This window comes from Sulfuriferula sp. GW1, from assembly GCF_047300855.1.
GTDB lineage: Bacteria > Pseudomonadota > Gammaproteobacteria > Burkholderiales > Sulfuriferulaceae > Sulfuriferula.
In genome coordinates this window covers 2,358,066-2,383,668 of the sequence record NZ_CP170197.1, presented here as the reverse complement: position 1 = coordinate 2,383,668, position 25,603 = coordinate 2,358,066, and the positions used below count along the sequence as shown (strand labels likewise).

Here is a 25,603-nt window from a genome sequence, read left to right as displayed (position 1 = left end):
CGCGGATTCTAGCAAAAAAATGCTTTTTACTCAAGTCATTGCGCTGAATTCTGTACGCATGGCAAGTTGCTGGCCATTAATCTGCGCGCTATGGCGAGCCCGTCGGGCTGGAGCTCCACCAGTCCGAGAAAGCGGTGCTGGCTGTCGTACGCACGCACCAATCCGGTCAGCTGCGTGCAGGCAGAAAGTATCTGGCGCTGGCCATTGAGCAAAGCTGCCGATTCCGTGTCGTTGAGTTCGATGCGTGGCAGATAGGTAACCAGCCCATCGACAGGTAGCAGCAGCTGGTCGCGCGAGGTGATATCGCTATTTTCCAGCGTTGCCAGACTGACTGCCTGATCCAGATGGAAACCCCCGCTTGCTGTACGGGCCAGTTCGGTCAGATGCGCGCCGCAGCCCAGTGCTTTGCCGATGTCTTCGGCCAGCGTGCGGATATAGGTACCGGCACTGCAACGTACATTTATGGTTGCCTGTGAGCCATCCAATGCACAAAGTTCAATGGCATGGATATGGATGCTACGGGATTTGCGTTCGATTTCGATGCCGGCACGCGCATATTCATACAGCGGTTTGCCCTGGTGTTTGAGGGCGGAATACATGGGGGGAGTTTGCTCAATGGTGCCGATGAAGCGGGCAATTACAGCATTCAGGTCGGTGCGTGTTACGTTGACCGGTCTTGTGTCCAGCACTTCGCCTTCAGGATCGCCGGTCGTCGTGGTCACACCCAGTTGTATCACGGCACGATAGACCTTGTCGGCATCCAGCAAATACTGGGCGAATTTGGTTGCTTCGCCCAGGCACAAAGGTAACAAGCCGTTTGCAAACGGATCGAGGGTTCCGGTATGTCCGGCTTTTTCGGCCTGAAACAGGCGCTTGGCGATTTGCAGCGCGGCATTGGAGGTGATGCCGACCGGTTTGTTGAGGAGTAATACGCCATTCACGGCGCGCTTGATGCGTTTGAACTGCACTGCCGCAAGCCGGTAACGATTATGAATCGGCGTCGCTATCAGCAGGAGGCTGTGGCCGTTGGCTGCGGTCTTCGGCGACCGCATTATCGATCAGATTGGACAAGGCCGCACCGCGTTCCACAGAAGCGTCATAAACAAAAGTTAGCTGGGGTGTCAGGCGCAGCCGCATTCTTGGTCCCAGCCGCGTGCGCAAAAAACCGGCGGCGCGAGTGAGCGCCTGCTGCACTTCCGGGGCGCGCGCAGCGCCATCGAGGAGGGTAAAAAATACCTTGGCGTGTTCCAGATCGTGCGTGGCGACCACTTCGGTGATCGTGATCATGCCGACGCGCGGGTCTTGCAGTTCCAGCCGGATGATCTCGGCCAGTTCACGCTGGATCTGGTCGGCAACGCGCCGCGAACGGGGAAAATCCTTGGGCATCAGAGGGTGCGGGCCACTTCAACGACTTCAAAGGCTTCCAGCTTGTCGCCGACTTCGAGTTCGTTGAAATTTTTCACCGAAAGCCCGCATTCGAAGCCGAATTTGACTTCCTTGACGTCGTCCTTGAAACGCTTGAGCGAGTCGAGTTCACCGGTATGAATCACTTCATCGTTACGCATGATGCGCACTTTGGCGCCGCGCTTGACCAGGCCATCCAGCACATAGCAACCGGCCACGGTGCCGATTTTGGAGATGTGATATACCTCGCGCACTTCCACCAAGCCGGTGATGTTTTCTTTCTGGTCGGGCGTCAACATGCCGGACAGTGCCGCCTTCACCACATCGACTGCTTCGTAGATGATGTTGTAGTAGCGGATATCCACACCGATGGATTCGGCCAGCTTGCGCGCGGTGGCGTCAGCTCGCGTATTGAAGCCGATGATCACGGCCTTGGAGGCCATCGCCAGATTGACATCTGACTCCGAGATGGCACCCACGCCGCCATGCAGAATGTCCACCTTGACTTCGCTGGTGGAGAGTTTCTGCAGCGAGGTTGCCAATGCTTCGTAAGAACCCTGCACGTCGGATTTGATGATCAGCGGCAGGCGCTTGGCCTCGCCTTCGCCCATCTGCTCCATGATGGATTCGAGCTTGGCGGCCTGGCGCTTGGCGAGTTGCACATCGCGGAACTTGCCCTGACGGAATAGCGCGATTTCGCGCGCCTTGCGTTCGTCGTTCAATACCATGGCGTCTTCGCCCGCCTTGGGAACATCGGACAAACCCTGGATTTCCACCGGGATGGCGGGGCCGGCTTCCTGCACCGGCTTGCCGTCTTCGTCCAGCATGGCGCGTATGCGTCCATAAACACTGCCTGCCAGCAGCATGTCGCCGCGCTTGAGTGTTCCGGACTGCACCAGCAGCGTGGCGACCGGGCCACGGCCCTTGTCCAGACGCGCTTCGATAATTACGCCCTTTGCGGGAGCATCCTGCGGCGCTTTGAGTTCGAGTACTTCGGCTTGCAGCAGAATGGCTTCCAGCAGCGCGTCAATATTCTGTCCGGCCTTGGCGGAGACTTCGACGAATTGGGTGTCGCCACCCCAGTCGTCCGGTACCACACCCTGCGCCACCAGTTCCTGGCGGATGCGTTCGGGATTGGCGTCAGGCTTGTCGATTTTATTGACCGCAACCACCATCGGTACATTGGCTGCCTTGGCATGGTGGATGGCTTCTATGGTTTGCGGCATGACGCCGTCATCAGCAGCCACTACCAGTACCACCAGGTCCGTCACCTTGGCACCGCGCGCGCGCATGGCGGTAAACGCCTCATGACCAGGGGTATCCAGGAAAGTCACCATGCCGCGGGCGGTTTCCACATGATAGGCGCCGATGTGCTGGGTGATGCCACCGGCTTCGCCGCTGGCTACGCGAGCCCGGCGAATCGCATCCAGCAGCGAGGTTTTGCCGTGGTCGACGTGACCCATGACAGTCACTACAGGTGCGCGTGGCAGGCTAGGAGCTTCGCGCAATTCGTCTGCTTCGAGGAAAGCCTCGGGGGTATCGAGGGGCGCAGGCTTGGCAACGTGCCCCATTTCTTCTACCAGGATCATGGCTGTTTCCTGATCCAGAACCTGGTTAATGGTGACCATGCTGCCCATTTTCATCAATACCTTGATGACCTCGGCAGCCTTGACTGACATTTTATGGGCGAGATCGGCGACACTGATGGTTTCCGGCACCAAAACCTCATAAATAATGGGTTCAGTCGGTGCACTGAAAGTGGTGTTGGTATCTGCATCCGACTTGTGTCGTCCGCCACCTTTGCGGTTGCGCCAGGCGTCACCGCCTGTGTCGCCACGTGATTTGATACCGCGCTTTTTGGCTTGCAGATCACTCCAGCTGGATTCTTTTTCTTTTTTGGTCGGTGCCTTGGCAGCCTTGGGTTTTTCGCCCGGTTTTGGGGTGGGCTTGTGCAGCGTACCCTCAGTCACGACAGGTTTGGGCGCGGCAGCTATTTGCGCGGCTTCTGCCGCAGCCTTGGTCTCTGCTTCCAGCGCCAGTTTGCGTTGCAGGATGCGATCCTGCTTTTCGCGCAGTTCTTCCGCCTGACGCGTGTGCAGAGCGGAATGACGGCGCGCTTCTTCGGCGCGTAAAGCAAGTTCTTTTTCGTCCAGCACAGGCTTGACGGCTGGGGCACGCACACGCTTCGCCGGAGCCGCAGCAGGTTCAGGCTTTGTTTCAATAGGCGCTACTTCTGAAATGCCTTCAGCAGGTTCCGGCTGGGCAATGGCAGGTTCGATTTCCGCAAGTTCAGTTTCGACAGACGGTTTCTCGTCGATTTTTGGCGTTTCGGCGACCGTTGTTTCAACTTCGACAACCGGGGTGACTGCCTCGGCGGTCACCGCTTCAACCGCGGTTTCTGTTTCGATGGGTACAGCAGGGCTGGTTTCAACAGGAGCTGCCGGTGTGGAGGGTGCTGGCGTTTCTTCAGGCTGAACAATCGCATCACGCTTTACCAGCACGCGTTTTTTGCGTACTTCCACCTGAATAGTCCTGGATTTGCCCGTGCTATCCGCTTTCTTGATCTCAGTGGTTTCCTTGCGAGTCAAAGTGATCTTGCTTTTTGGCTCTTTGGCACCGTGTTTCTTGCTGAGGTAATCAAGCAGGCCGGATTTATCCTGTTCGGTTACCGGGTCGTCGGCGGTGGATTTATCTACGCCAGCGGCGCGCAGCTGTTCCAGCAGCAGTTCAGTGGGCAGCTTCAGTTCCTGGGCGAATTGCTCTACATTCATATATGGGCCGTCAGGGCTTTCTGTGCGTTTGTCGGTTATGCGAACCACGGGGCGCGTGCCGCCATGATGAGTTTGGAGGCGCGCTCGGTGTCCATGTCTACCATATCCACCAGTTCATCCACCCCCAGTTCAGCGAGATCTTCCGAAGTGGTAATGCCTTTGGCAGCCAATGCGCGCAAGGTTTCGTTGTCCATACCTTCGAGCGACATCATGTCATCGGCAACATGCTCGACCTTTTCTTCGCTGGCAATGGCTTCAGTCAGCAGGGCGTTACGAGCACGTGCGCGCAACTCGTTGACCAGATTCTCGTCGAAACCTTCGATCTCCAGCATTTCATTAATGGGCACGTAGGCAACTTCTTCGACTGAACTGAAGCCTTCCTGTACCAGGATGTCAGAAATTTCTTCGTCTACGTCGAGCTTGTCAATAAACAGCGTACGGATGGAAGTCGCTTCGCTCTCATTCTTCTGCTGGGCCTCCTCCACCGTCATGATGTTGAGTTCCCAGCCGGTGAGCTCAGAGGCAAGGCGCACATTCTGGCCGCTGCGGCCAATGGCCTGCGCAAGCTGTTCTTCCTCCAGCACCACGTCCATGCTGTGTTTGTCTTCATCCACCACGATGCTGCTGACTTCCGCAGGAGCGAGCGCATTGATGACAAACTGGGCTGCTTCGGGCGACCACAGGATGATGTCCACACGTTCGCCCGCCAACTCACCGGTGACAGCCTGCACGCGTGAGCCGCGCATGCCGACGCAGGTGCCGATCGGGTCGATGCGCGGGTCGTTGGATTTGACCGCAATTTTGGCACGGGCACCGGGGTCGCGTGCGGCACCTTTGACTTCAAGCAGGCCTTCCTCGATTTCAGGTACTTCAAGTTCAAACAATTTGGCGATGAATTCCGGCGCGGTACGCGACAGGATGAGTTGTGGACCACGACCACCGCGCTCCACGCGCAGCAAGTAGGCGCGCACTCGATCACCCACGCGCAGGTTTTCCTTTGGGATCATCTGGTCGCGTGGTAACAGGCCTTCAATACGGCCCGACTCAATAATGGCGCTGCCGCGTTCCATGCGCTTGATGGTGCCGGTGACCAGATACTCCTTGCGCAGCAGGAAGTCGTTAAGAATCTGTTCGCGCTCAGCGTCGCGAATTTTCTGCAGGATCACCTGCTTGGCTGCCTGGGCGCCGATACGACCAAACTCGATTGGCTCCAGCATCTCTTCAATGAAGTTGCCGAGTTGAATGTCCGGTTGCTGTTGCTGTGCTTCGGACAGGCTAATCTGACGATCGGGAAACTCCACCGCGTCGTCAAGCACTACTTCCCACACGCGAAACGAATCGTAGTTACCGGTTTCACGGTCAATTGACACGCGCGTTTCCACGTCTTCATGGAAGCGTTTTTTGGTAGCAGATGCCAGCGCCATTTCCAGGGCGCTGAATACTATTTCCTTACTGACGTTCTTTTCCCTGGCCAGCGCGTCTACCAGTAACAAAATCTCGCGGCTCATAAAAAACCTCCGGCCAACCTATTTTATAATTACAGATCGGGAACCAGGCGCGCTGTATCCATGTTGGAAAAATCCAGCATGACAGCCTGCCCGTCCACGTCCAATTCGATTTGCGTTGCACTGGCACCACGAATTATCCCGGCAAACCTGCGTTGCCCGGCAATTGCCATGCGCAGCTTGATCTGCACTTTTTCTCCAGCAAAACGACGAAAATCATCCAGCTTTTTCAATGGACGATCCAGGCCCGGCGACGATACTTCAAGATGCTCATAAGCGATGTTTTCAACCACCAGCAAGTTGGACAGGTGATTGCTAACTGCGGTGCAGTCATCCAGCGTAATGCCACCCTGCTTGTCGATAAATACGCGCAACAATCCGCTTTTTGCGGACATGGACATATCCACCAGCTCGTAGCCAAGGCCATTGAGTGTCGTTTCCAGCAGCGTTTCTAGGGTCATTCACATTCCACAAACAAAAAATGGGCCAGAGCCCATAACAAGCGGCAGATTATATCAGCAAAGGGGGTGATTTGAAAGTGTTTGGCAAGCAGTGCAGGGCAAAGCCGGATGGTGCCCGGAGCCGGAATCGAACCGGCACGCCGTTTTAGGGCGAGGGATTTTAAGTCCCTTGTGTCTACCTGTTCCACCATCCGGGCGGAATGGAGGCGGGGGTCGGAATCGAACCGGCGTCCACGGCTTTGCAGGCCGCTGCATAACCACTCTGCCACCCCGCCAGGGGTGCTTGATGTCACTAGCGCTGAAATCAGCTGGATACTATATATCCAACTAAAATTAAAAGGGGAAAGCTGGAAGCTTTCCCCGGTGTTCTGGAGCGGGAAACGAGACTCGAACTCGCGACCTATACCTTGGCAAGGTATCGCTCTACCAACTGAGCTATTCCCGCGTCAACGAGATGCGCATTGTAATGGTGGAGGGGTTTTTGTCAAGCGCTATTACACGTCCGGATTGACCGGGCATGGCCAATCCACTATGCTCAATACTGTTTTTTTTTGTTCTATCAAGCGCATATGTCCGTTAGCATCAAATCTCCCAGCGACATCGAAAAAATGCAGATTGCCGGCCGTCTGGCATCTGAAGTTCTGGATTACATCACGCCGTTCGTCAAACCCGGAGTAACGACCGGCGAACTGGATCAATTGTGCCACGATTATATGGTCAATGTGCAGGGCACCATTCCGGCGCCGCTCAATTATGCCCCACCCGGGCATAAGCCGTATCCGCGCTCAATCTGCACATCGGTCAACCATCAGGTGTGTCACGGCGTGCCTGGCGACAAGCTGCTTAAGTCTGGCGACATTGTTAATATCGACGTCACTGTCATCAAGGATGGATGGCACGGTGATACCAGCCGCATGTTCTATGTGGGTGAGCCGGCTCTCCAGGCACGGCGCCTGTGCGAGATTACCTACCAGGCAATGTGGCATGGCATCGCCATGGTTCGCCCAGGCATTTATCTGGGGGATATCGGTCACGCTATCCAGAAATTTGCTGAATCGCAGGGTTGCAGCGTGGTACGCGAATTTTGCGGGCACGGCATCGGCCGCGGGTTCCACGAAGAGCCGCAGGTACTCCATTACGGTCGTCCCGGAACCGGATTGAAGCTGGTGACCGGAATGACTTTTACCATCGAGCCGATGATCAATGCGGGCCGACGCGACATTCGCCAGATGAATGACGGTTGGACAATTGTCACCAAAGATCATAGTTTGTCTGCGCAATGGGAGCATACCGTACTGGTTACCGAAGGCGGTTACGAAGTGCTCACTGTCTCGGCCGGTACGCCGCCGGTTCCGGCTTTTTTGTCACAAGCCGCCTGATTAGTACTATTGATTTATGAAAGCCAGTTCACCTCAGGTTGTGAACAGTCTTGATCCGCGTGGCTGGCGAGAAACTCTGCGTCTCGGACGCGATGCTATCAGGCACGCTTTTGACGGCAAGGTAGCGACGCGGCCTTTACTGATGCGCTACCGGCGCCTTGTCGATGAGGTGCTGCAATCGCTATGGTCGGCGGTACATCTACCCGCAACGGCTTCTCTGGTAGCGGTCGGCGGTTATGGGCGAGGCGATCTATTTCCGCATTCCGACGTGGATGTGTTGATCCTGCTAGAAGCCAATCCTGATGGTGCTACCCAAGCTGCGATAGAGCATCTTGTCGGTTTGTTCTGGGATATTGGTCTGGAAGTCGGGCACAGCGTGCGTACCGTGACGGAGTGTCTGGATGAAGCGCGCCGTGATGTGACGATACAGACCAATCTACTGGAGGCTCGCTATTTATGCGGCGAACGCAGTCTGTACCGGGATTTCGAGTTGGCATTCCGTGCCGAACTCGACCCGCAGGTGTTTTTTGAGGCCAAACTGCTGGAGCAGGACCAGCGCCATGCGCGTTTCAATGACAGTGCCTACAGTCTGGAGCCTAATCTCAAGGAAAGTCCGGGCGGACTGCGTGACTTGCATAATCTGCTGTGGCTGGCTCAGGCTGCGGGTATCGGGCGGCGCTGGAGCGACCTCGTTGAAGCGGGCTTGTTGAATGCGGGTGAATTGCGCCAGATCCAGGCGCTGGAGCGGTTCCTGTTTGGCTTGCGTTTTCGTCTGCACTATCTCGCCGGGCGGCGTGAAGATCGTTTGCTGTTCGATTATCAGAATGCCCTGGCGGTGCAATTTGGTATTTCCGCGACGGCCACGCGGCGTGCCAGCGAACTGCTCATGCAGCACTATTATCGCAGTGTCACGATCGTCGCCCAGATGCGCGATATTCTGATCCCCGGCCTGCGTGCGCGAGTATTTCCTGTTTTGGCCGAACTGCCGCCCACCGCGCTGAATGAACGTTTTCAGGTGCGTGGCAACATGATGGAAGCAATGGACGAGGGTGTGTTCGAGCGTGAACCCGGCACCATACTGGAATGTTTCCATCTGTTGCAGCGCCATCCTGAATTGCAGGGCATGACAGCAGGGACTTTGCGCGCTCTGTGGCGGGCACGCGATCGTATCGATCAGGCATTCCGGCGCGACCCGGCCAATCGCGCACGTTTCATGGCGATTCTGCGCGAGCCACGCGGGCTGACTTGGGCGATGCGCAGCATGAACCGCTATGGTGTGCTGGGGCGTTATATCCCGGCGTTTGGGCGCGTGGTAGGGCAAATGCAGCACGACCTGTTTCATATCTACACGGTCGACGCACACATTCTTAAAGTATTGCGCAATATGCGTCGCCTCAATATTCCGGAGCTGGCGCATGAATATCCGCTGGCCAGCCGCTTGATCAGCGGCTTCGAACACCCCGAAGTGTTGTATCTGGCGGCGCTATTCCACGATATCGCCAAAGGACGCGGGGGCGATCATTCGACGCTGGGTGCGGTGGATGCGCGGCGTTTTTGCCGCCAGCATGGCCTGGCTCCCGACGATACCGAGCTGGTCGCCTGGCTGGTATCACAGCACTTGTCCATGTCGGCCACGGCGCAGAAGCAGGATTTGTCGGATGCTGGCGTGATTGCAGGATTTGCCAGGCGGATACCTGATGAGCGGCATCTGATCGCACTCTATCTGCTGACGGTGTGCGATATTCGCGGTACCAGTCCCAAAGTGTGGAATGCCTGGAAAGGCAAGCTCCTGGAAGATTTGTTCTACGCTACGCGGCGCTTGCTGGGTAGCGACAGCTCCCAGCCCAGTGGTATCTCAGTGGTCAAGGCAGAGGCGCAGCGTATTTTACGTTTGTATGGGCTGGAATCGAATGTGCAGGATGTGTTGTGGGAAAGTCTTGATGACAGCTATTTCCTGCGCCACGAAGCGCAGGAAATAGCCTGGCATACGCGGCTGCTGTGGAAGCTTGCGGACAGCTCAAAAACCGTAGTGCGGGCCCGGCTGAGCCCGATTGGCGAAGGGATTCAGGTGCTGATTTATTCTCCGGACTGGGATCAGTTGTTCGTGCGCATCTGCGGTTTTTTCGAGCGACTCAATTACACCATTCTGGATGCGAAAATTCATACCACCCGCAATGGCCATGCGCTGGACAGTTTTCTGGTGATGGATGATGCGCAGCGCAAAGTACCGTACCGGGATTTTCTGAGTTATATCGAACACGAACTGGCAAAATTGCTGGAAACCAAAAGCCTGCCCCAGCGGGCAGGCTTGGGACGTATCAGCCGTCACCTCAAGCACTTTCCCATCGCCCCGGAGATCACCTTGCGCCCGGATGAAAAGGGCGTATTTTACATACTGGGCATTGTTGCAGGCGACCGGCCGGGGTTGCTTTCAGCCATTGCCCAGGTCCTGCATCAGCATCATGTGAGCATCAATGCCGCCAAAATTTCCACCCTGGGCGAGCGTGCGGAAGATACTTTCATGATTCAGGGAGAAGTGCTGGCCAAGCAGAAATCACTCATGCTGCTGGAAACAGACTTGCTCACGGTGTTGAAAACCTGATAATTATTCCGCGCTGGATTGCTCTGGGAACAGCACTTCAGTAAAGCCGAAATGCCGCAGGTCGCGGATTCGCATTGGATACAAAATGCCCAGCAAATGATCGACCTCGTGTTGTACCACGCGCGCATGAAAGCCGGACACGGTACGGTCAATGACAGTGCCGAATTGGTCGAATCCGCGATAATGCAAATGGGTGTGGCGCGGCACCAGGCCGCGCATCCCCGGCACTGAAAGACAACCCTCCCATGCTTCATCCAGGTCAGTGCCGATGGCGGTTAGCGTCGGATTGACGAGCACTGTATCGGGCACTGGCCCGGCATCGGGATAGCGGGGTGAGCTTTGCACACCAAAAATGACGACTTGCAAACCAATGCCGATCTGGGGCGCTGCCAATCCTGCGCCGTTAAGTGCCGCCATGGTGTCGCGCAAATCCGTAATCAGCGCATGCAATTCCGGTGTGTCGAAGGCGGTAACCGGGGCGGCGGGTTGTAACAGTCGCGGATCGCCCATTTTGAGGGTGATTTTAATGGTCATATATGCTAAATGATAGCGGGTGATCAGATGAAGATTGAATATTTATATTTTAATCCAGCCCGAGCGTGGTGCAATAAAAAACCCCGGCAAAATCAGCCGGGGTTTTTGTTGGTAAAGTCTGAATTTACGCGGCGCGATTGCGCTTGCGTTCGTTTTCGGTGAGGAAACGTTTGCGGATGCGGATTGACTGCGGTGTAATTTCCACCAATTCATCGTCCTCGATGAATTCAACCGCAGATTCGAGCGTCATCTTGATGGGCGGGGTCAGTCGCACGGCTTCGTCGGTGCCTGAAGCGCGCACGTTGGTCAGTTGTTTGCCTTTGATGGGGTTGACTACCAGATCATTGTCGCGGCTATGTACGCCAATAATGATGCCCTCGTAGAGCTTATCGCCGGGCGCCACGAACATACGGCCGCGATCCTCCAGCTTCCAGAGTGCGTAGGCTACCGCCTCGCCCTGGTCCTGAGAGACGAGGACGCCATTCCGGCGCCCCGGCATGTCGGCTTTCATCGGACCATAGTCATCGAACACGTGCGCCATAATGCCGGTACCGCGAGTCAATGTCATGAATTCGGACTGGAAGCCAATCAAGCCTCGCGCCGGTATGCGATATTCCAGCCGCACGCGACCCTGCCCGTCGGACTGCATGTCCTGCAGGTCGCCGCGACGGCGACCGAGTTCTTCCATGATGCTGCCCTGATTGACTTCTTCCACGTCAACGGTCAGTGCCTCGTAAGGCTCGCATTTCTCGCCATTGATTTCCTTGTACACGACACGTGGCTTGGAGACAGCAATTTCAAATCCTTCCCGGCGCATGTTTTCAAGCAGAATGGTCAGGTGCAGTTCGCCCCGACCCGAAACGAGGAATGTGTCAGCGTCGGCAGTGTCTTCTACTTTCAGCGCAACGTTGGTAAGCAGTTCTTTATTCAAACGGTCGCGTATCTGGCGGCTGGTGACGAATTTGCCTTCGGTGCCTGCCAGCGGCGAGTTATTGACCTGGAAAGTCATGGTCAAGGTGGGTTCGTCCACTTTCAGCATGGGCAGTGCTTGCGGATTTTCACGGTCGCAGATGGTCACACCAATACCGATGTCTTCGATGCCGTTGATAAGCACAATGTCGCCTGCCTGGGCTTCGTCCACCAGGACGCGGCTCAGGCCCTGAAAACCGAGTACCTGATTGATTCGGCCGGCTTTCGGCGTGCTGTCCGGACCAGCCATCACTACGACGCTTTGTCCAGGTTTGATACGGCCATTGCTGATGCGGCCAACGCCTATGCGGCCAACAAAACTGGAATAATCCAGGGCTGAGATCTGTAATTGCAGCGGCGCCTCCGGGTCGCCTGCCGGCGAGGGGACATGCTTGAGCACGGTCTCGAACAGGGCGCGCATGTTGTCGGTTTTTTCGCTCATATCGAGCATGGCAAAGCCATTCAGCGCTGACGCGTAAACCACCGGAAAATCCAGCTGTTCTTCGGTAGCGCCCAGCTTGTCGAACAGATCGAAGGTTGCGTTGACGACGAAATCCGGACGTGCACCGGGCCGGTCGACCTTGTTAACTACAACGATAGGTTTGAGGCCCAGGGCGAGTGCCTTGCGCGTCACAAAACGCGTTTGTGGCATAGGGCCGTCAACTGCGTCGACCAGTAACAGAACGCCGTCTACCATCGACAGGACACGTTCCACTTCTCCGCCGAAATCTGCGTGTCCGGGCGTGTCAACGATATTGATATGGGTGCCTTCATAATCCAGGGCGGTATTTTTGGCGGTAATCGTGATGCCGCGCTCTTTTTCCAGGTCGTTGCTGTCCATGACGCGTTCGGTCACGGCCTGGTGAGCGGCAAATGTGCCGGATTGTTGCAACAGTTTGTCGACGAGGGTAGTCTTGCCGTGGTCAACGTGGGCAATAATAGCGATATTTCTGAGCGCGCGGGACATGTTCGTTTCCGGTTTAGCAAACGAAAAATTATAACATGACATTGTGTATTTTCAGAATTTCAGTATAATCTAATTCTCCAAACCACCTTGATCTGCGTTTTTATGCAGTTCCAATCCAGGGTTTGGACGCGTGTTGTATAACACGCCATCGATCCCTGACCTCATCGCGTTTCAGCACGATTTTCCTGAAAGCGCAGCGCCACCCGGTTAGCGACGATGTTCCGCGCCGGCAGTGGATGGCTTTTTAAGCCTGTCCCCGTTGGCTTGCTATTTGCTTATTACAAGGAAAACTTCGTGTCCTTCGAAAACCTCGGTCTTAATGAATCCCTAATAAAAGCGCTTGTTGACTCGGGCTACACTCAAGCCACCCCGATCCAGGAACAGGCTATTCCACTTATCCTGGCAGGCGACGATCTGCTTGCCTCGGCACAGACTGGTACCGGCAAAACCGCTGCATTCATGTTGCCGGCACTGGAAAAATTGTCCCAGCCCAGCGCAGTTGCCGGCCGTGGCCCGCGTATCCTGGTATTGACCCCGACGCGCGAACTGGCGCTGCAAGTCACCGCCGCTGCTGAAAAATACAGCAAGCATCTGCGCCGTGTGAAAGTGGTCAGCATTCTGGGCGGCATGCCGTACCCGATACAAAACAAAATGCTGTCGCAGCCATTTGAAGTGCTGGTAGCTACACCCGGTCGTCTGATTGACCACATTGAACGCGGCCGCATTGATTTTTCGCGTCTGGAAATGCTGATTCTGGACGAAGCCGACCGCATGCTGGACATGGGCTTCTTCGACGATGTGGAACGCATCGCCAATGCCACACCAGCCAGCCGCCAGACGGTGATGTTCTCCGCCACCTTTGAAGGCAACATCGCGCGCCTCGCCCAGCAATTGCTGAAAACCCCGAAGCGTATCGAAATCGCCCACCAGCAGGCACGCCACGAGAATATTACCCAGCATATGCATTATGTAGATGACCTTTCCCACAAGAATCGCGTGCTGACCCATCTCATCAACGACGTGGACATCAACCAGGCGCTTATCTTCACCGCGACCAAACGCGATGCCGATAGCCTGGCTGACGACCTGCAGGCGCAGGGTCACAAAGTCGCTGCATTGCACGGCGATATGCATCAGAGCGCTCGTAACCGTACCATTACCCAGATGCGCCAGGGCAATATCCGCCTGTTGGTGGCTACTGATGTCGCCGCACGCGGCCTGGACGTGCCGGGTATTACCCACGTGATCAATTACGATCTGCCGAAGAATCCGGAAGACTATGTGCACCGCATTGGGCGTACCGGTCGTGCGGGTGCTTCGGGCATCGCTATATCGCTGGCCAGTCCGCGCGATTCCATGCAGCTGAAGCGCATTGAGCGCTTTACCGGCCAGCAGATTCCGGCTGAAGTCATCGTTGGTCTTGAACCCAAACTGAAGCCGCGTAGTGCTGCTCCCGGCGGACGTCCTGGAGCGAGCCGTGGCCGTCCTTCTGGTCAGGGTGAACAGCGTCGCAGCTCAGGCTTTGGCAATAACGCCAATAGCGGTGCCGCCAAAAGCAATGGCAACAGTACCGGCAACAGCAACGGTAATAGCTGGGGTAATAATAGCGGCAACGGCGGCGGTCGCCGCGATGGTGCCGCCCGTCCGGCTGCTTCGCGTCCCGCTGCTTCTGGCGCTCGCCGTGACAGTCAAGGTAACACCGGTGGTAACCGTAGTAACGGTAATCGTTCCTGGAGTTGATCGGTCGTCATTTATCCGGACGACTTGTCCGGGTAACCCAACAAAAAAGGCGCATTTAGCGCCTTTTTTGTTGGGTTTGACCCGTCCTGAAATTAGTTGACACTTTTTGCGATATCGGAAGGAGTGTCAAATGACATCAGAGAAAAGAAGGGTCAACGGGATTACACACTGGCTTTTGAGTTGAGCGGGTAATCCCCCCATTTTTATTGTGCGGTCGAACACCACACGGGCTTACTATTTTTTGGAATGGACGATATCGCCACAGGCAACGTAGACCTGGATTTCATCAGGGCTTTTGTGAACGTTGATCGCCGTTTTGTCTTTCAGGATAGTTTCCAGCGTGGCCGGCACCATGGTGGTGGATTTTCCGTCTTTGACCGGTTCCAGTTTCCATTTTGGTTTCTTGTCGAGTTTGGCGCAGGTGCCTTCATGGATATGAGCGGGCTGGGCGACGCCGGCAGGTGCGTTTGTCAGTTCGATAACCACCTTGGTTTTGTGGCCTTCAGGGGTGAGTGTCGCGGTACCCGTTTCTCCCGAATCATTTTGTGCCCCGAGATTGATGGTGAGGGGCATTTCCTTCGCGGCGAAAGCCGGAACTGCAAAAAAACCCGCAAGTATTACAGCCAGAGTTGTACGACGAATCATGATTCATCCTTAAAATATAAATGAGGGACTATTTGTATAGCAGGTAAAAATAAAAAAACAAGAATTAATGTGTCATGAATGGATTTGCCCTGGGTTTTGGCGGGCGTTGGTTGAGGCACTGCATTGCGTTTGCTGTTGGAATCCCTTGGAATTTGTCCAGAATCCATGGGCTTTTATGGTGCCATTCATTTTTTGATATGACACTTAAACCCACCATGACTGCCACTGCGCTTAACAAATGAGGGCATGGAATTCATGGTTTACTAATAATCAAAAAAACGATGTATTCGCTAATCTTGTCAAGATAAAAGGAATGATTCATGCCGATCCGATTGTTTGCCATGAATGGCGTGCCCGATGACGAAGCCGAAGAAGTGCGCAATGTATTGACGGCTGGGGGTATTGATTTCTACGAAACACCGGCAGGAAACTGGGGTATTTCAGCACCTGCAATATGGCTGAAAGATGAGCGCCAATTGGATCAGGCCAGGTCATTGATCGATGCATACCAGCATGCTCGCATGATTAGAGTGAGGGGGGAGTATGCGCAGATGGAAAAGGCCGGCGAACGACGCACTGTCCTTGACGTGATCAAGGGAAATCCGCTGCGGTTTATCCTCTATCTGGCTGTCATTGCCGCCGTTGTTTATTTTTCCACGAAACCGTTTATGGATTTCGGGAAATGACGTTGGCCTTGTGCCTGAAAGCGAACGATGCGAAAGTGCGGCTGATTTGAATATGGACTAGGCAGCGAATATATATCGGGGCGAATGCTTTGGTGTACTCTGCGTATGGATCAGCCATTTAATCATGGTCCGATTTATAGAAACTTGGCGTTATGCTTTGAGTACTTGGTGCTCACATGATGTACGCCGGAATTGTGTTACTCCTGTATGGTTCACTTAAATAAAGGATATCCCATGAATCTCCATTTGGCTCTTACTCCACTCGTGTCGTTGGTTGCCGGTATTCTGATCCTGGTCATGCCACGTTTGTTGAATTACATCGTCGCCATTTATCTGATCGTCATCGGTCTGATCGGGTTGTTTGGCACAGGAAATCTTCTGCGCTGAAACCAGGTGCGGATGACAATAAAATGCGCAATGCCAATCCTGTGAGTCGTTTTCACCATAGTTCAAATTTAATCGTTTAGATAGACTGAGCGATAGGTAAAATATGTTCCGGCTTTTGCCGGAGTGTCCGCGCCCTGAAATGAATGTAATATTCCATCCCTTCAGATGAACGATGCGCAAGGGAAAGCGATGGGGATACGGATACACAGGGCGTCGACGCAAGCTCTCGAAGCGGATCGACTCAGTTTCCTGGGCCAACTCGAGGCGCTTGGGCTTGTGCAGTATGTTCAAATTATAGATGCCGAGGATGTCGGAATCCTTTGTATCAAGTTCCAGCTTCGTACTGATGTTGCCAATGAGTGGGCACCGGATTGGGATACGTTGCAGTTGTGTCAGGCACTCGATCTGGACAGCGAAGGCAATTCCGACGATCTGGAACGTGAAATCCTGCTGGCCATGCTGTTGAGCCCGGTGCCATTCCAGTTTCCGAGTTATGACGAACTGGCCTCTGCGGTTCGTATCAGAAAAAACATTGTTGAAGCGGCGCGCAAGACCACACTGGCTTTTGACACTAACGAAGCAGAACGCCCATCCGACTGCTGGACTTATTCCGAGGATCGCGGGTTTACATTGCGACCCGGTAGCCACATGGTGACGGCATTACAGAAAGCGACGCAGCCTGACAAGCCCGGAAGGTGCTACTCTTTTTCATGCTACGGGGCCACCGAGTATGTGATTCTGCTTGGCATCGCCCAGGAGGTGATGACCTGCAATCCGCAATTATTCCACCGCCTGCAACAGCAGGCCGAGCGCAGGGCAATCAAGTCTGGCGAATTCCATGAAGTTTTCCTGCGCGAGTACGGCTCCATGAGCGATCCGTTGCCGCTGAAGTATTTCGTCCCCGGAGACCGAACCTGGTTCCGCAATCCTGATGATTATTCCTCAGACGTGGCAGGTTATGAGGGGTCCTGGGTGTTGTATCTCGGCGGAGGACGGTTCACCAACTTCTGGAAGCGGGCCGAACCCTACACGCTGACGACGAAATGTCTGGAGTTGTTTCATTGGCGCAACGCGACTTATCGAGATCAGGCAGGCGAGTTGCAGATTGACGAGGCGGTCGTCGAGCAACGGGTACATACTTCGCTGCAGGATCCGGCAGAGGTGGAGCGCATTCTCAAGATGATGCTGCGGCTGCGCGAGCCGAGTGGTGTGTATGTTGACGGCGGCTGCATCGACACTTCGCGCGAATATCCGCGCCGGGTTTGTCCGGGTACGTCAGACTTACGCCTACCCGATCATTGAGACTTCCCGGTTGGTCCTTAGCCTGTTCTCCGCTGTGTTGCCGTCTCGCTGCCGTGCCGAACAGTCTGTTTCGGCATGTATATATCGATTCTTTCCTTGATGAGGTGGCTGTGTACACAGCGGCACAAGGTAAGTTGTTTGCAAGTTGAGCAAGTTGCGTAATGATTAAGTTGCAAAGGGCCCCGATAGGCTAAGGCCTCCACTGGCACAAATTTTTTGTGCAGGCATTCATGACAGATCAGCATTGTTTTTCCCATGAATGGTAAGCATGCGTCAATGCTAGATTCATAAGATGGCAGAATGATGAAATTTTTGTAATTCGTTCCAGGAGATATGAGTTATGGCTATCAGTATGCTTTCAGCATTCAAGATCATTCCGTGGAGCGATGTGCTGACGGCGGCGCCATATATCGTCCAGGGAGCGGAGAAGCTATGGAGCATCATTGCCCGAAAACCGGCACCACAGCGCGGCAATGAGCGCGTCGAGGAAGAAGCTTCGCAGTCAGTGAGTTTGTCAGCCCTTGATACCCGGGTTCACTCGCTGGAACTGTTGACTGCTGAACTTCATAAAGAAGTATTGTTGTCTTCTGAGCTGATTAAATCTCTCGCGCAGCAAAATATTCAGCTAGTCCAGGCGGTGGATGTGCTGCGTGTTCGCACACGTATTTTGTTCGGCTTTTGTGGCGTGCTTGCGGTTGTCACCACAGCGTGTGTGTTCTTGGTGGTCTTCCGCTAAAGGGTACTTGTTCCAGAAAAAACCGAGTCGCGCGGAAGAAATATTATGTATCAGGGAATGTATTAAACATAAGGTGCGCAACATGGACGAAACCATAGAATTTGTAACGGTTGCACGTTCCCTCGATACCTCAGAAATGCTCATACTGAGCGCTCGCCTGGAAGCGGAAGGCATTCCGTCGTTTGTGGCAGACGCCAATATCAATCAGACCTATTCGCTAATGTCCATTGCTGCCGGTGGAGTCAGGTTGCAAGTGCCCAGTGAATTTTCTTTCGCAGCGAAAAAAATCATTGCTGACGTGAATTCGGGTTTATTGGCACTCGACGACGATGAAGGCTTTTTGGTCTGATTCCGAGTCGGAGTTTGGAGGCGAAACGTACAAGCCCTATTTAGTGCAGGACAGGAAATTCATTGTTTGCCCGGATTTGCACATCGCTAGCTGCCGGGCTTGTCGAAGACTTGTTACGGGGCGGCGCATTGCACGCACAGCATGTCATGGAATGGGTTCTGGCTTTGTCAGCCAGTTTGGCAGAGGTCGATATCAACAGCTTATGATTGCCGGAATTACTGGTTGATCAATCCTGTGGTTGGCCTGTTTAAAGCCCTGAATATGGCTTCAGCTTTCATTATGCAGCGCCACCAAGTGTGCGAGGACCGTACGTACGTGACCCATGGCTTGGGCAAGGGTCGCTTGTACTTCAGCGCTGCTAATGGTGATTTTGCTACTGCCGCGGCCGGCCGCATAGTTGGAGACGACACCGATGGCCGCATAATTGAGACCGAGTTCGCGTGCCAGCGAGGCTTCGGGCATCCCGGTCATGCCCACCATGGTAGCGCCATCGCGTTCCAGGCGATTAATCTCGGCGGCGGTTTCCAGTCGCGGACCCTGTACGGCAGCATAAACGCCATGATCAATCGCGCTTTCTCCCGCGTCCGCTATGGCGGCCATAATTTTGGCACGCATGCACGAGCTATAGGGCTCAGTGAAGTCGATGTGCGTTACGGTTTTGTCACCGCCATTGTAAAAACTGTGCTTGCGACCATGGGTGTAGTCGATGATCTGATCGGGAACAACCAGAGCGCCGGGAATGAGGTCAGGGTGGATGCCGCCTACACTGGCCACGGATACGATGTGAGTGACTTTTTGCTCCTGTAGTGCCCACAGGTTGGCGCGGTAGTTGACCTCGTGCGGCGGAATGGTGTGGCCGTAGCCGTGGCGCGCCAGAAAAATCACCTGATGCCCGTTGATGTTGCCAAAGGTCAGTGCACCGGAAGGCTCGCCGTAAGGCGTACGGGCGACCTCCCGATGGGTGATTTCCAGATTGTCGAGTTGAGTGAGGCCGGTGCCTCCGATAATGGCGAGCATGAATCTATTGCGCCTGCTGAATGCCGGCGACGAACCACGGTGCGCTGCGGTCGGTAGCGGATTTCTGGATGTTCCAGATTTCGTCGAACGGCGCTGCGGGAGCGTTGGCTTCCTCGCGGATCAGGCCATGGAAACGCACGCTGGCGATCACCAGATTGCCTTCTGTGACCACGTCAAGCATGTCGGCATTGAGCAGGGTGACGTCGGTTTTTTGTGCACTGGCGCCACGTTCCTGGATTTGCAGACTGATCTCGGCAAAGACTTCGGGTGTGGTGTATTCGCGGATATCGTTGAGGTCGGCCACATCATAAGCGGCTTGCAGGCGGATGAAGTGGGCCTTGGCGTCGCGCAGGAAAGCAGCGTCGTCAAACCAGGCGGGGCGGCTGCCGGCAACTGGTGCGACCGCGGTGCTGCCTATGGGCAGTTCGGCGTTGCTCACCGGCATCGGGACCTGGATGCTTTGGCCGTGTGCGGTGTAGGCAGTGGCTTGGGGTTCGGCTGATTTACGGCGCATGGCACGCATGATGAAGAATACGCCCGCAGCCAGTGCCAGCATCAGCAGAATGTCCATGCCCTTGATCCCGTCAAAGCCGTGACCCATGAACAGCGAGGCGAGCAGGCCGCCGGCTGCGAGACCGGCCAGCGGGCCGAGCCACTTGTTGCCACCGGCTGCCGGGGCGGTCGCCGGCGCAGCGGGCGCGCGCGGCGCAGCCTGCTGGCTGATGCTTTCACGTTGCTTGCCGAAGCTTTTGCCGCCGCCAAAGCGCTTGGCGTAAGCGTCGGTGGTAATCATGCTCATGCTCAATAGCAAGGTCAGGAACAAGACGAGGAATTTACGCATTTGGTACTCCAAAAATTAAAGCGATGAACAGTGATTCTATCAAGTACATCTTATCAAGTTTGGCAGAATAAACTTGCATGAGTATCAGAAAAAACCGAGCTAATCAGGTTTGGATGTCCTTCAGGGCATAGATGGCCGGCAAATTGCGCCATGCCCCCTCCACATCCATGCCGCAGCCAAATACATAGCGGTTGGGTAATACCAAGCCGACAAAGTCGGCACGTATTGGTTTACTTTGCCCGGTGTGTTTTTCAGTCAGTACGGCACAGGTGACTTCAGCTGCGCCCCTGTCCAGCAGCCGGGCACGGATGGCGGCCAGGGTGTGGCCTTCGTCGAGGATGTCGTCGAGCAGTAGTACGCTGCGCCCAGTCACCGATTCGCGTGGCTCGACGATCCATTCCAGATTGCCGCCGCGCGTGTTTTTTCCATAACGGGTGGCATGGACGTAGTCGAAATCCAGCGGGAAGTGCAGCATGGGCAAAATTTGCCCGGTAAATACTACCGCGCCGCCCATCACCGATAGCAGTAACGGAGTAGTGTCTTTAAAGCGAGCAGTGATTGCGGCAGCCAGGGTGGCGATGGCTGCCTGCACCTCGGCCTCCGAGTAAATCAGCTCGGCATCCTCGAGGATGCGCCAGGCGTCGGCGTTATTGATCATGACTGCTGGTTACACGCTGACGCCGGGTTTCGTACAGGCAGATGCCTGCTGACACTGATACGTTCAGGCTCTCAACGGTGCCATACATGGGGATTTTCACCAGGATGTCGCAGTGCTCGCGGGTGAGGCGACGCAGGCCGCCGCCCTCGGCTCCCAGCACCCAGGCGACGGAACCCCCGACACTGGCCGCTGGTAATTCGGTTTGCGCTTCGCCATCGGCACCGACAATCGTCACGCTGTATTCCTTGATGTCGCGCAGCGCGCGGGCGAGGTTGGTAACGGTGAGGTAGGGAACGGTGTCGGCAGCGCCGCAAGCTACTTTGGCTACCGTGGGAGTAAGGCCGACGGCGCGGTCCTTGGGTGCGATTACGGCATTGGCGCCCATCGCATCGGCCACGCGCAGACAGGCGCCGAGGTTGTGCGGATCCTGGACGCCATCGAGCACCAGTAATAGCAGATCGCCTTGCAGACCTTCGAGTACTTCGTCCACGTGGCGCGGTTGCTGCACCATCGTCACGCGCGCGGCAATGCCCTGGTGGCGCGGGCCGCCGGCGATGCCGTCAAGGCGCTTGCTGTCCACTTGCAAGACGCGGACGCCGAGGCTTTTGGCGTGCTCCAGCAGTTCGCGTGCGCGCCCATCCTGGCGTGCGGCATCCACGAAAATTTCCTCGACGCTGGCCGGATTCTGGCGCAGGCGCGAAGTCACGGCATGAAAGCCGTAGATCAATATGCCCGCCATTTAGTGCGCTCCCTTACCGGATTTGCGGCGCCGGCGCGATTTTTTTGCGGGCTCGCTGGGGGTGCTGGCTGAATGCGTGTGGGACTTCTTGCCTGCATCGGATTTTTTTGGTTGTTTGCTGCCCTGCAACTGATTTTGTTCCGATGCCTGAACGGGGCGGCTGGTACCGGCGAGGGTAAAATCAATCCGGGCGGTATCCAGGCTCACGCGCACGATTTTGACTTGCACGCGGTCGCCCATGCGATAGCGTGTGCCGGTACGCTCGCCCATAATCTGGTGACGCGCCTTGTCGAAGTGGAAGTAATCACTGCCCAGTTCGGAGATATGCACCAGACCTTCCACATAAATGCCGTCGAGTGCCACGAAAATGCCGAAACCGGTCACGCTGGAAATGGTGCCGGGAAATTCCTCGCCAACCCGGTCCTGCATGTAGAAGCATTTCAGCCAGGCTTCCACGTCGCGCGTGGCATCGTCGGCACGGCGCTCGGTCATTGAGCAATGCCCTCCCAACTCTACCCAGTTACCGGGCATGTATTTTTCACCATCGAGTGCGGCCTTGATGGCGCGGTGGATGAGCAGATCGGGATAGCGCCGGATGGGGGAAGTGAAGTGGGTGTAATGCTCGTAAGCCAGACCGAAGTGGCCGACGCTGTCCGGGCTGTATACCGCCTGCTGCAGTGAGCGCAGCATCACGGTTTGCAGCAATGCTGCGTCCGGGCGGCCCTTGATTTTTTCCAGCAGCGTGGCGTAGTCCTTGGCCTGCGGATCATCACCACCGCCCAATGCAAAGCCGAATTCGGTCAGAAATTCACGCAGGGCGGCGAGTTTTTCCGGGGTGGGGCCCTCATGGATGCGGTATAGCGCGGGCTGCTTTTTCTTTTGCAGAAAATCCGAAGCGCAGACATTGGCGGCGAGCATGCATTCCTCGATCAGACGGTGCGCGTCGTTGCGGGTGACTGGCACGATTTGCTCGATCTTTTTCTCATCATTGAAAATCATCTGCGTTTCCAGCGTCTCGAAATCGATCGCGCCACGCCGTCCACGCGCTTTCAACAGTACCTTGAACAGGGTGTAGAGATTGTTGAGCTGCGGTAATAAATCTCCATGACCGCCGGCATTTTGCGGGTGCTGTAGCCAATCCCAAACCTGGTTGTAAGTGAGGCGCGCGTGCGAATACATGACGGCGGGGTAGAAACGGTATTCCTTTACCGCGCCAAGCGCGCCGATTTGCATGTCGCAGACCATGCAGAGTCTTTCGACTTGCGGGTTGATCGAGCACAGGCCGTTGGAGAGTTCTTCCGGCAGCATGGGAATAACGCGGCGCGGGAAATATACTGAGTTGCCGCGATTGTAGGCTTCGGTGTCGAGTGGATCGCCGGGCTGTACATAATGTGACACGTCGGCGATTGCTACGACCAGGCGGAAGCCTTTTCCTTGCGGCTCGCAATACACCGCATCGTCGAAATCGCGCGCGGTTTCACCGTCGATGGTGACGAGCGGCAGGTGGCGAATGTCTTCGCGTCCGGCATGGTCTTTTTTGAGCACTTTCTTGGGCAGTTTTTTGGCGATTTTTTCCACTGCCTCAGGGAAAATATAGGGCAGTGAATGCTTACGCAGTGCAATTTCGATTTCCATTCCGGGGTCAGCGTAACTGCCCAGCACTTCCACTACGCGTCCCATCGGCTTGGCGTATTTACCGGGCTGTTCGATGATCTCGACTGTGACTACCTGACCGGTCTGGGCGTTGCCCTCGTTGCCGGCGGGGATGAGAATATCCTGGGTGATGCGCTTGTTTTCCGGGGCCACCAGCATGATGCCCTGCTCCACCAGCAGGCGCCCGACGATATGGGTATTGACGCGTTCCAGCACTTCGACAATTTTGCCTTCGCGCCGTCCGCGTCGATCCAGGCCGATTTCACGGGCCATGACGCGGTCGCCGTGCATGGCTTTCTGCATTTCACGCGGCGAGAGGAACAGGTCGTCGCTGCCGTCATCGGGAGACAGGAATCCGAAACCTTCGGGATGGCCTTCCACGCGACCTTTGATCAAGTCGAGTTTTTCCACCACGCACAGGTCGCCGCGCCGGTTCTGCATCAACTCGCCATCGCGCTCCATGGCGCGCAAACGACGTGCAAACAGGTCGATTTCTTCGGGAGTAATAGCGAGCAATTCAGCCAGCGTTTCCGGCTGTAGCGGCGCACCTTGCTGGCGCAATACATCCATGATGAATTCGCGGCTTGGCAGCGGGTGCTCGTAGCGCTCGCGCTCGCGTTCCAGATGCGGATCAGTCGCACGCAGGCCAGTAAGGCGGGTGGTTTCCGCGTGTGCCGTGGGTTTTTTCATTGACAAGTATCCTTGTTCATTTATAATGCGCGTCTTTCCAGCCCAGATGGCGGAATTGGTAGACGCACATGGTTCAGGTCCATGCGGTGGCAACACTGTGGAGGTTCGAGTCCTCTTCTGGGCACCAGATTAGCAGTACATCAAACTCAAAAGGGCAGCGCCAGCTGCCCTTTTCGTTTTTTTGCATCGCCAGTCCGAATTCAGTCATCCGTATTGCCTTGAATACCGTACCCGTATACGCACGAATACGGCAGTTATTGCTCAGTTAAACGGGTGCCGCAACACTATCGTCTCTTCGCGGTCGGGGCCGGTAGAGATCATGTCGATCGGCACTTCGCACAGGTCCTGCATGCGCTTCAGGTAAGCCCGCGCATTTTCTGGAAGGTCTTCGTAACGCTTGATGCCGACGGTGCTTTCTCTCCAGGCAGGCATTTCCTCGTATACCGGCTCGCACTTGGCGAGCGTTTCCGCGCCTACCGGCAGGATATCGGAGAAGCCACCATCCAGATTGTAGCCTACGCACACGCGTAGTGTTTCCATGCCGTCGAGAACGTCGAGTTTGGTTACGCACAATCCGGATACGCCGTTAATCTGTATCGAACGTTTTAATGCGGCAGCGTCGAACCAGCCGCAGCGCCGCGCGCGACCGGTAGTGGAACCAAATTCGTGGCCGCGCTCGGCCAGATATTTACCGTTGTCATCAAACAGTTCGGTCGGGAAGGGGCCGGATCCGACCCTGGTGGTATAAGCCTTGGTGATGCCCAGCACATAATGCAGGGTATGTGGCCCGACGCCTGCACCGGTAGCCGCACCACCCGAGGTGCAGTTGCTTGAGGTGACGAAAGGATAGGTGCCATGATCGATGTCAAGCAGCGTGCCTTGTGCACCCTCGAACAGCAGATTGTCACCGGCACGGTTGGCTTCATACAAGAGCCGTGGCACGTCGGCCACCATGGGTTTGATGCGTTCGGCCAGCAGCAGCGTTTCTTCCAGCGTCCGGCTAAAATCAACCGGTTCGGCGTGGAAATAGTTTTTCAGCACGAAGTTGTGGTAATCGAGTACTTCGCCCAGCTTGGCTGCAAAGCGTTCACGATGGAATACGTCCTGCAGGCGAATGGCGCGGCGCGCCACTTTATCTTCATATGCGGGTCCGATGCCGCGCCCGGTAGTGCCGATTTTACCGGCACCCTTGGCAAGTTCGCGCGCCTGATCGAGGGCGATGTGGTGCGCCAGGATCAACGGGCAGGCTTCGGAAATTTTCAGGCGTGAAATGACGTCAATGCCAGCCGCTTCCAGCATGTCCACTTCTTCCAGCAATGCTTGCGGAGATACCACCACGCCATTGCCGATAAAACAGGTGACTTTGTCACGCAGGATGCCGGAGGGGATCAGATGCAGCACGGTTTTTTTGCCGGCCACCACCAGTGTATGCCCGGCATTGTGGCCGCCTTGAAAGCGCACCACGCCCTGAGCGTGATCGGTGAGCCAGTCCACGATCTTGCCCTTGCCTTCATCTCCCCACTGCGTGCCAATGACGACGACGTTCTTGGTCATGTTGATATCCAAAC

22 protein-coding genes and 4 tRNA genes are annotated in these 25,603 nt (G+C 55.6%); 9 read left to right on the top strand and 17 right to left on the bottom strand.

Annotated elements, in window-relative coordinates:
- Positions 1–35: 35 nt before the first annotated feature.
- From truB to ACFDAU_RS11595, 8 genes are all read right to left on the bottom strand, one after another.
- Positions 36–968, bottom strand: a complete 933-nt coding sequence (gene truB, locus ACFDAU_RS11630; RefSeq protein WP_413439542.1) for a tRNA pseudouridine(55) synthase TruB — start codon at positions 966–968, stop codon at positions 36–38.
- 19 nt (positions 969–987) lie between these two features.
- Positions 988–1,386 carry a 30S ribosome-binding factor RbfA gene (rbfA, locus tag ACFDAU_RS11625; RefSeq protein ID WP_413437073.1) on the bottom strand — a complete coding sequence of 133 codons (399 nt, stop codon included), beginning with the start codon at positions 1,384–1,386 and terminating at the stop codon, positions 988–990.
- Positions 1,386–4,175 (bottom strand): translation initiation factor IF-2, encoded by a 2,790-nt coding sequence (infB, locus tag ACFDAU_RS11620; RefSeq protein WP_413437072.1) that lies wholly within the window; start codon positions 4,173–4,175, stop codon positions 1,386–1,388. The genes rbfA and infB overlap by 1 nt, the downstream gene beginning before the upstream one ends.
- A 35-nt stretch (positions 4,176–4,210) precedes the next feature.
- Complete coding sequence (nusA, locus tag ACFDAU_RS11615; RefSeq protein WP_413437071.1) at positions 4,211–5,683, bottom strand: transcription termination factor NusA; 1,473 nt, start codon at positions 5,681–5,683, stop codon at positions 4,211–4,213.
- A 29-nt stretch (positions 5,684–5,712) separates the two neighbouring features.
- Positions 5,713–6,141: a ribosome maturation factor RimP gene (gene rimP, locus ACFDAU_RS11610; RefSeq protein ID WP_124705417.1), complete on the bottom strand. Its 429-nt coding sequence runs from the start codon at positions 6,139–6,141 to the stop codon at positions 5,713–5,715.
- A gap of 109 nt (positions 6,142–6,250) precedes the next feature.
- Positions 6,251–6,338, bottom strand: a tRNA-Leu gene (locus ACFDAU_RS11605).
- Positions 6,339–6,342: 4 nt separating this feature from the next.
- Positions 6,343–6,416: transfer RNA gene (locus ACFDAU_RS11600), tRNA-Cys, on the bottom strand.
- A 94-nt stretch (positions 6,417–6,510) separates the two neighbouring features.
- Positions 6,511–6,586 (bottom strand) — tRNA-Gly (locus tag ACFDAU_RS11595).
- A 124-nt stretch (positions 6,587–6,710) separates the two neighbouring features.
- Between ACFDAU_RS11595 and map the strand changes: the two genes are divergently transcribed.
- Positions 6,711–7,520: a type I methionyl aminopeptidase gene (gene map / locus ACFDAU_RS11590; RefSeq protein WP_413437070.1), complete on the top strand. Its 810-nt coding sequence runs from the start codon at positions 6,711–6,713 to the stop codon at positions 7,518–7,520.
- A 16-nt stretch (positions 7,521–7,536) separates the two neighbouring features.
- Positions 7,537–10,122: a [protein-PII] uridylyltransferase gene (locus ACFDAU_RS11585; protein ID WP_413437069.1), complete on the top strand. Its 2,586-nt coding sequence runs from the start codon at positions 7,537–7,539 to the stop codon at positions 10,120–10,122.
- 3 nt (positions 10,123–10,125) lie between these two features.
- Here ACFDAU_RS11585 and def read toward each other — a convergent pair whose 3' ends face one another.
- Together def and typA are read right to left on the bottom strand one after the other, a co-directional pair.
- The gene (gene def, locus ACFDAU_RS11580) at positions 10,126–10,656 is read right to left on the bottom strand and encodes a peptide deformylase (protein ID WP_413437068.1); all 531 of its coding nucleotides are present in this window, start codon (positions 10,654–10,656) and stop codon (positions 10,126–10,128) included.
- A gap of 124 nt (positions 10,657–10,780) precedes the next feature.
- Complete coding sequence (gene typA, locus ACFDAU_RS11575; RefSeq protein WP_413437067.1) at positions 10,781–12,592, bottom strand: translational GTPase TypA; 1,812 nt, start codon at positions 12,590–12,592, stop codon at positions 10,781–10,783.
- Positions 12,593–12,886: 294 nt separating this feature from the next.
- On the opposite strand from typA, the gene ACFDAU_RS11570 reads away from it, so the two are divergent.
- Positions 12,887–14,332 carry a DEAD/DEAH box helicase gene (locus tag ACFDAU_RS11570; protein ID WP_413437066.1) on the top strand — a complete coding sequence of 482 codons (1,446 nt, stop codon included), beginning with the start codon at positions 12,887–12,889 and terminating at the stop codon, positions 14,330–14,332.
- Positions 14,333–14,566: 234 nt separating this feature from the next.
- Here the strand turns inward: ACFDAU_RS11570 and ACFDAU_RS11565 are convergent, their stop codons facing one another.
- Positions 14,567–14,977: a hypothetical protein gene (locus ACFDAU_RS11565; RefSeq protein WP_413437065.1), complete on the bottom strand. Its 411-nt coding sequence runs from the start codon at positions 14,975–14,977 to the stop codon at positions 14,567–14,569.
- A gap of 341 nt (positions 14,978–15,318) precedes the next feature.
- Between ACFDAU_RS11565 and ACFDAU_RS11560 the strand changes: the two genes are divergently transcribed.
- From ACFDAU_RS11560 to ACFDAU_RS11540, 5 genes are all read left to right on the top strand, one after another.
- Entirely contained in the window at positions 15,319–15,663 is a 345-nt protein-coding gene (locus tag ACFDAU_RS11560) for a DUF6164 family protein (RefSeq protein WP_413437064.1), read from the top strand.
- Between the two features lie 234 nt (positions 15,664–15,897).
- A complete protein-coding gene (locus ACFDAU_RS11555) occupies positions 15,898–16,050 on the top strand; it encodes a DUF3096 domain-containing protein (protein ID WP_124705907.1) in 153 nt (50 codons plus the stop codon).
- 165 nt (positions 16,051–16,215) lie between these two features.
- The gene (locus ACFDAU_RS11550; protein WP_413437063.1) at positions 16,216–17,352 is read left to right on the top strand and encodes a hypothetical protein; all 1,137 of its coding nucleotides are present in this window, start codon (positions 16,216–16,218) and stop codon (positions 17,350–17,352) included.
- A 340-nt stretch (positions 17,353–17,692) separates the two neighbouring features.
- Positions 17,693–18,088 (top strand): hypothetical protein, encoded by a 396-nt coding sequence (locus tag ACFDAU_RS11545; RefSeq protein ID WP_413437062.1) that lies wholly within the window; start codon positions 17,693–17,695, stop codon positions 18,086–18,088.
- Between the two features lie 82 nt (positions 18,089–18,170).
- Positions 18,171–18,437, top strand: a complete 267-nt coding sequence (locus ACFDAU_RS11540) for a hypothetical protein (protein WP_413437061.1) — start codon at positions 18,171–18,173, stop codon at positions 18,435–18,437.
- 267 nt (positions 18,438–18,704) lie between these two features.
- Here ACFDAU_RS11540 and ACFDAU_RS11535 read toward each other — a convergent pair whose 3' ends face one another.
- The 5 genes from ACFDAU_RS11535 to rnr form a co-directional block, all read right to left on the bottom strand.
- Positions 18,705–19,454 (bottom strand): S-methyl-5'-thioinosine phosphorylase, encoded by a 750-nt coding sequence (locus ACFDAU_RS11535; RefSeq protein ID WP_413437060.1) that lies wholly within the window; start codon positions 19,452–19,454, stop codon positions 18,705–18,707.
- Between the two features lie 4 nt (positions 19,455–19,458).
- Positions 19,459–20,295, bottom strand: coding sequence for a Tim44 domain-containing protein (locus ACFDAU_RS11530; RefSeq protein WP_413437059.1), 837 nt, complete (start codon positions 20,293–20,295; stop codon positions 19,459–19,461).
- Between the two features lie 103 nt (positions 20,296–20,398).
- Positions 20,399–20,953 carry a hypoxanthine-guanine phosphoribosyltransferase gene (locus tag ACFDAU_RS11525; RefSeq protein ID WP_413437058.1) on the bottom strand — a complete coding sequence of 185 codons (555 nt, stop codon included), beginning with the start codon at positions 20,951–20,953 and terminating at the stop codon, positions 20,399–20,401.
- A complete protein-coding gene (gene rlmB, locus ACFDAU_RS11520; RefSeq protein ID WP_413437057.1) occupies positions 20,943–21,692 on the bottom strand; it encodes a 23S rRNA (guanosine(2251)-2'-O)-methyltransferase RlmB in 750 nt (249 codons plus the stop codon). Before rlmB ends, ACFDAU_RS11525 begins: the two co-directional genes overlap by 11 nt.
- Positions 21,693–24,035, bottom strand: a complete 2,343-nt coding sequence (rnr, locus tag ACFDAU_RS11515) for a ribonuclease R (RefSeq protein ID WP_413437056.1) — start codon at positions 24,033–24,035, stop codon at positions 21,693–21,695.
- A gap of 40 nt (positions 24,036–24,075) precedes the next feature.
- Here rnr and ACFDAU_RS11510 point away from each other — a divergent pair.
- Positions 24,076–24,162, top strand: a tRNA-Leu gene (locus ACFDAU_RS11510).
- Positions 24,163–24,296: 134 nt separating this feature from the next.
- Here ACFDAU_RS11510 and ACFDAU_RS11505 read toward each other — a convergent pair.
- Positions 24,297–25,589 (bottom strand): adenylosuccinate synthase, encoded by a 1,293-nt coding sequence (locus tag ACFDAU_RS11505; protein ID WP_413437055.1) that lies wholly within the window; start codon positions 25,587–25,589, stop codon positions 24,297–24,299.
- Between the last annotated feature and the right edge of the window lie 14 nt (positions 25,590–25,603).

Excerpts from the sequence above, each read along its gene's own strand:
- map (WP_413437070.1), top strand. The coding sequence starts at position 6,711 with ATGTCCGTTAGCATCAAATCTCCCAGCGACATCGAAAAAATGCAGATT.
- ACFDAU_RS11565 (WP_413437065.1), bottom strand. The coding sequence starts at position 14,977 with ATGATTCGTCGTACAACTCTGGCTGTAATACTTGCGGGTTTTTTTGCA.
- ACFDAU_RS11530 (WP_413437059.1), bottom strand. The coding sequence starts at position 20,295 with ATGCGTAAATTCCTCGTCTTGTTCCTGACCTTGCTATTGAGCATGAGC.
- ACFDAU_RS11560 (WP_413437064.1), top strand. The coding sequence starts at position 15,319 with ATGAATGGCGTGCCCGATGACGAAGCCGAAGAAGTGCGCAATGTATTG.
- rbfA (WP_413437073.1), bottom strand. The coding sequence starts at position 1,386 with ATGCCCAAGGATTTTCCCCGTTCGCGGCGCGTTGCCGACCAGATCCAG.
- ACFDAU_RS11585 (WP_413437069.1), top strand. The coding sequence starts at position 7,537 with ATGAAAGCCAGTTCACCTCAGGTTGTGAACAGTCTTGATCCGCGTGGC.
- ACFDAU_RS11540 (WP_413437061.1), top strand. The coding sequence starts at position 18,171 with ATGGACGAAACCATAGAATTTGTAACGGTTGCACGTTCCCTCGATACC.
- rimP (WP_124705417.1), bottom strand. The coding sequence starts at position 6,141 with ATGACCCTAGAAACGCTGCTGGAAACGACACTCAATGGCCTTGGCTAC.
- ACFDAU_RS11525 (WP_413437058.1), bottom strand. The coding sequence starts at position 20,953 with ATGATCAATAACGCCGACGCCTGGCGCATCCTCGAGGATGCCGAGCTG.
- rnr (WP_413437056.1), bottom strand. The coding sequence starts at position 24,035 with ATGAAAAAACCCACGGCACACGCGGAAACCACCCGCCTTACTGGCCTG.
- infB (WP_413437072.1), bottom strand. The coding sequence starts at position 4,175 with ATGAATGTAGAGCAATTCGCCCAGGAACTGAAGCTGCCCACTGAACTG.
- ACFDAU_RS11505 (WP_413437055.1), bottom strand. The coding sequence starts at position 25,589 with ATGACCAAGAACGTCGTCGTCATTGGCACGCAGTGGGGAGATGAAGGC.
- ACFDAU_RS11545 (WP_413437062.1), top strand. The coding sequence starts at position 17,693 with ATGGCTATCAGTATGCTTTCAGCATTCAAGATCATTCCGTGGAGCGAT.
- rlmB (WP_413437057.1), bottom strand. The coding sequence starts at position 21,692 with ATGGCGGGCATATTGATCTACGGCTTTCATGCCGTGACTTCGCGCCTG.
- typA (WP_413437067.1), bottom strand. The coding sequence starts at position 12,592 with ATGTCCCGCGCGCTCAGAAATATCGCTATTATTGCCCACGTTGACCAC.
- ACFDAU_RS11555 (WP_124705907.1), top strand. The coding sequence starts at position 15,898 with ATGAATCTCCATTTGGCTCTTACTCCACTCGTGTCGTTGGTTGCCGGT.
- ACFDAU_RS11535 (WP_413437060.1), bottom strand. The coding sequence starts at position 19,454 with ATGCTCGCCATTATCGGAGGCACCGGCCTCACTCAACTCGACAATCTG.
- def (WP_413437068.1), bottom strand. The coding sequence starts at position 10,656 with ATGACCATTAAAATCACCCTCAAAATGGGCGATCCGCGACTGTTACAA.
- nusA (WP_413437071.1), bottom strand. The coding sequence starts at position 5,683 with ATGAGCCGCGAGATTTTGTTACTGGTAGACGCGCTGGCCAGGGAAAAG.
- ACFDAU_RS11550 (WP_413437063.1), top strand. The coding sequence starts at position 16,216 with ATGAACGATGCGCAAGGGAAAGCGATGGGGATACGGATACACAGGGCG.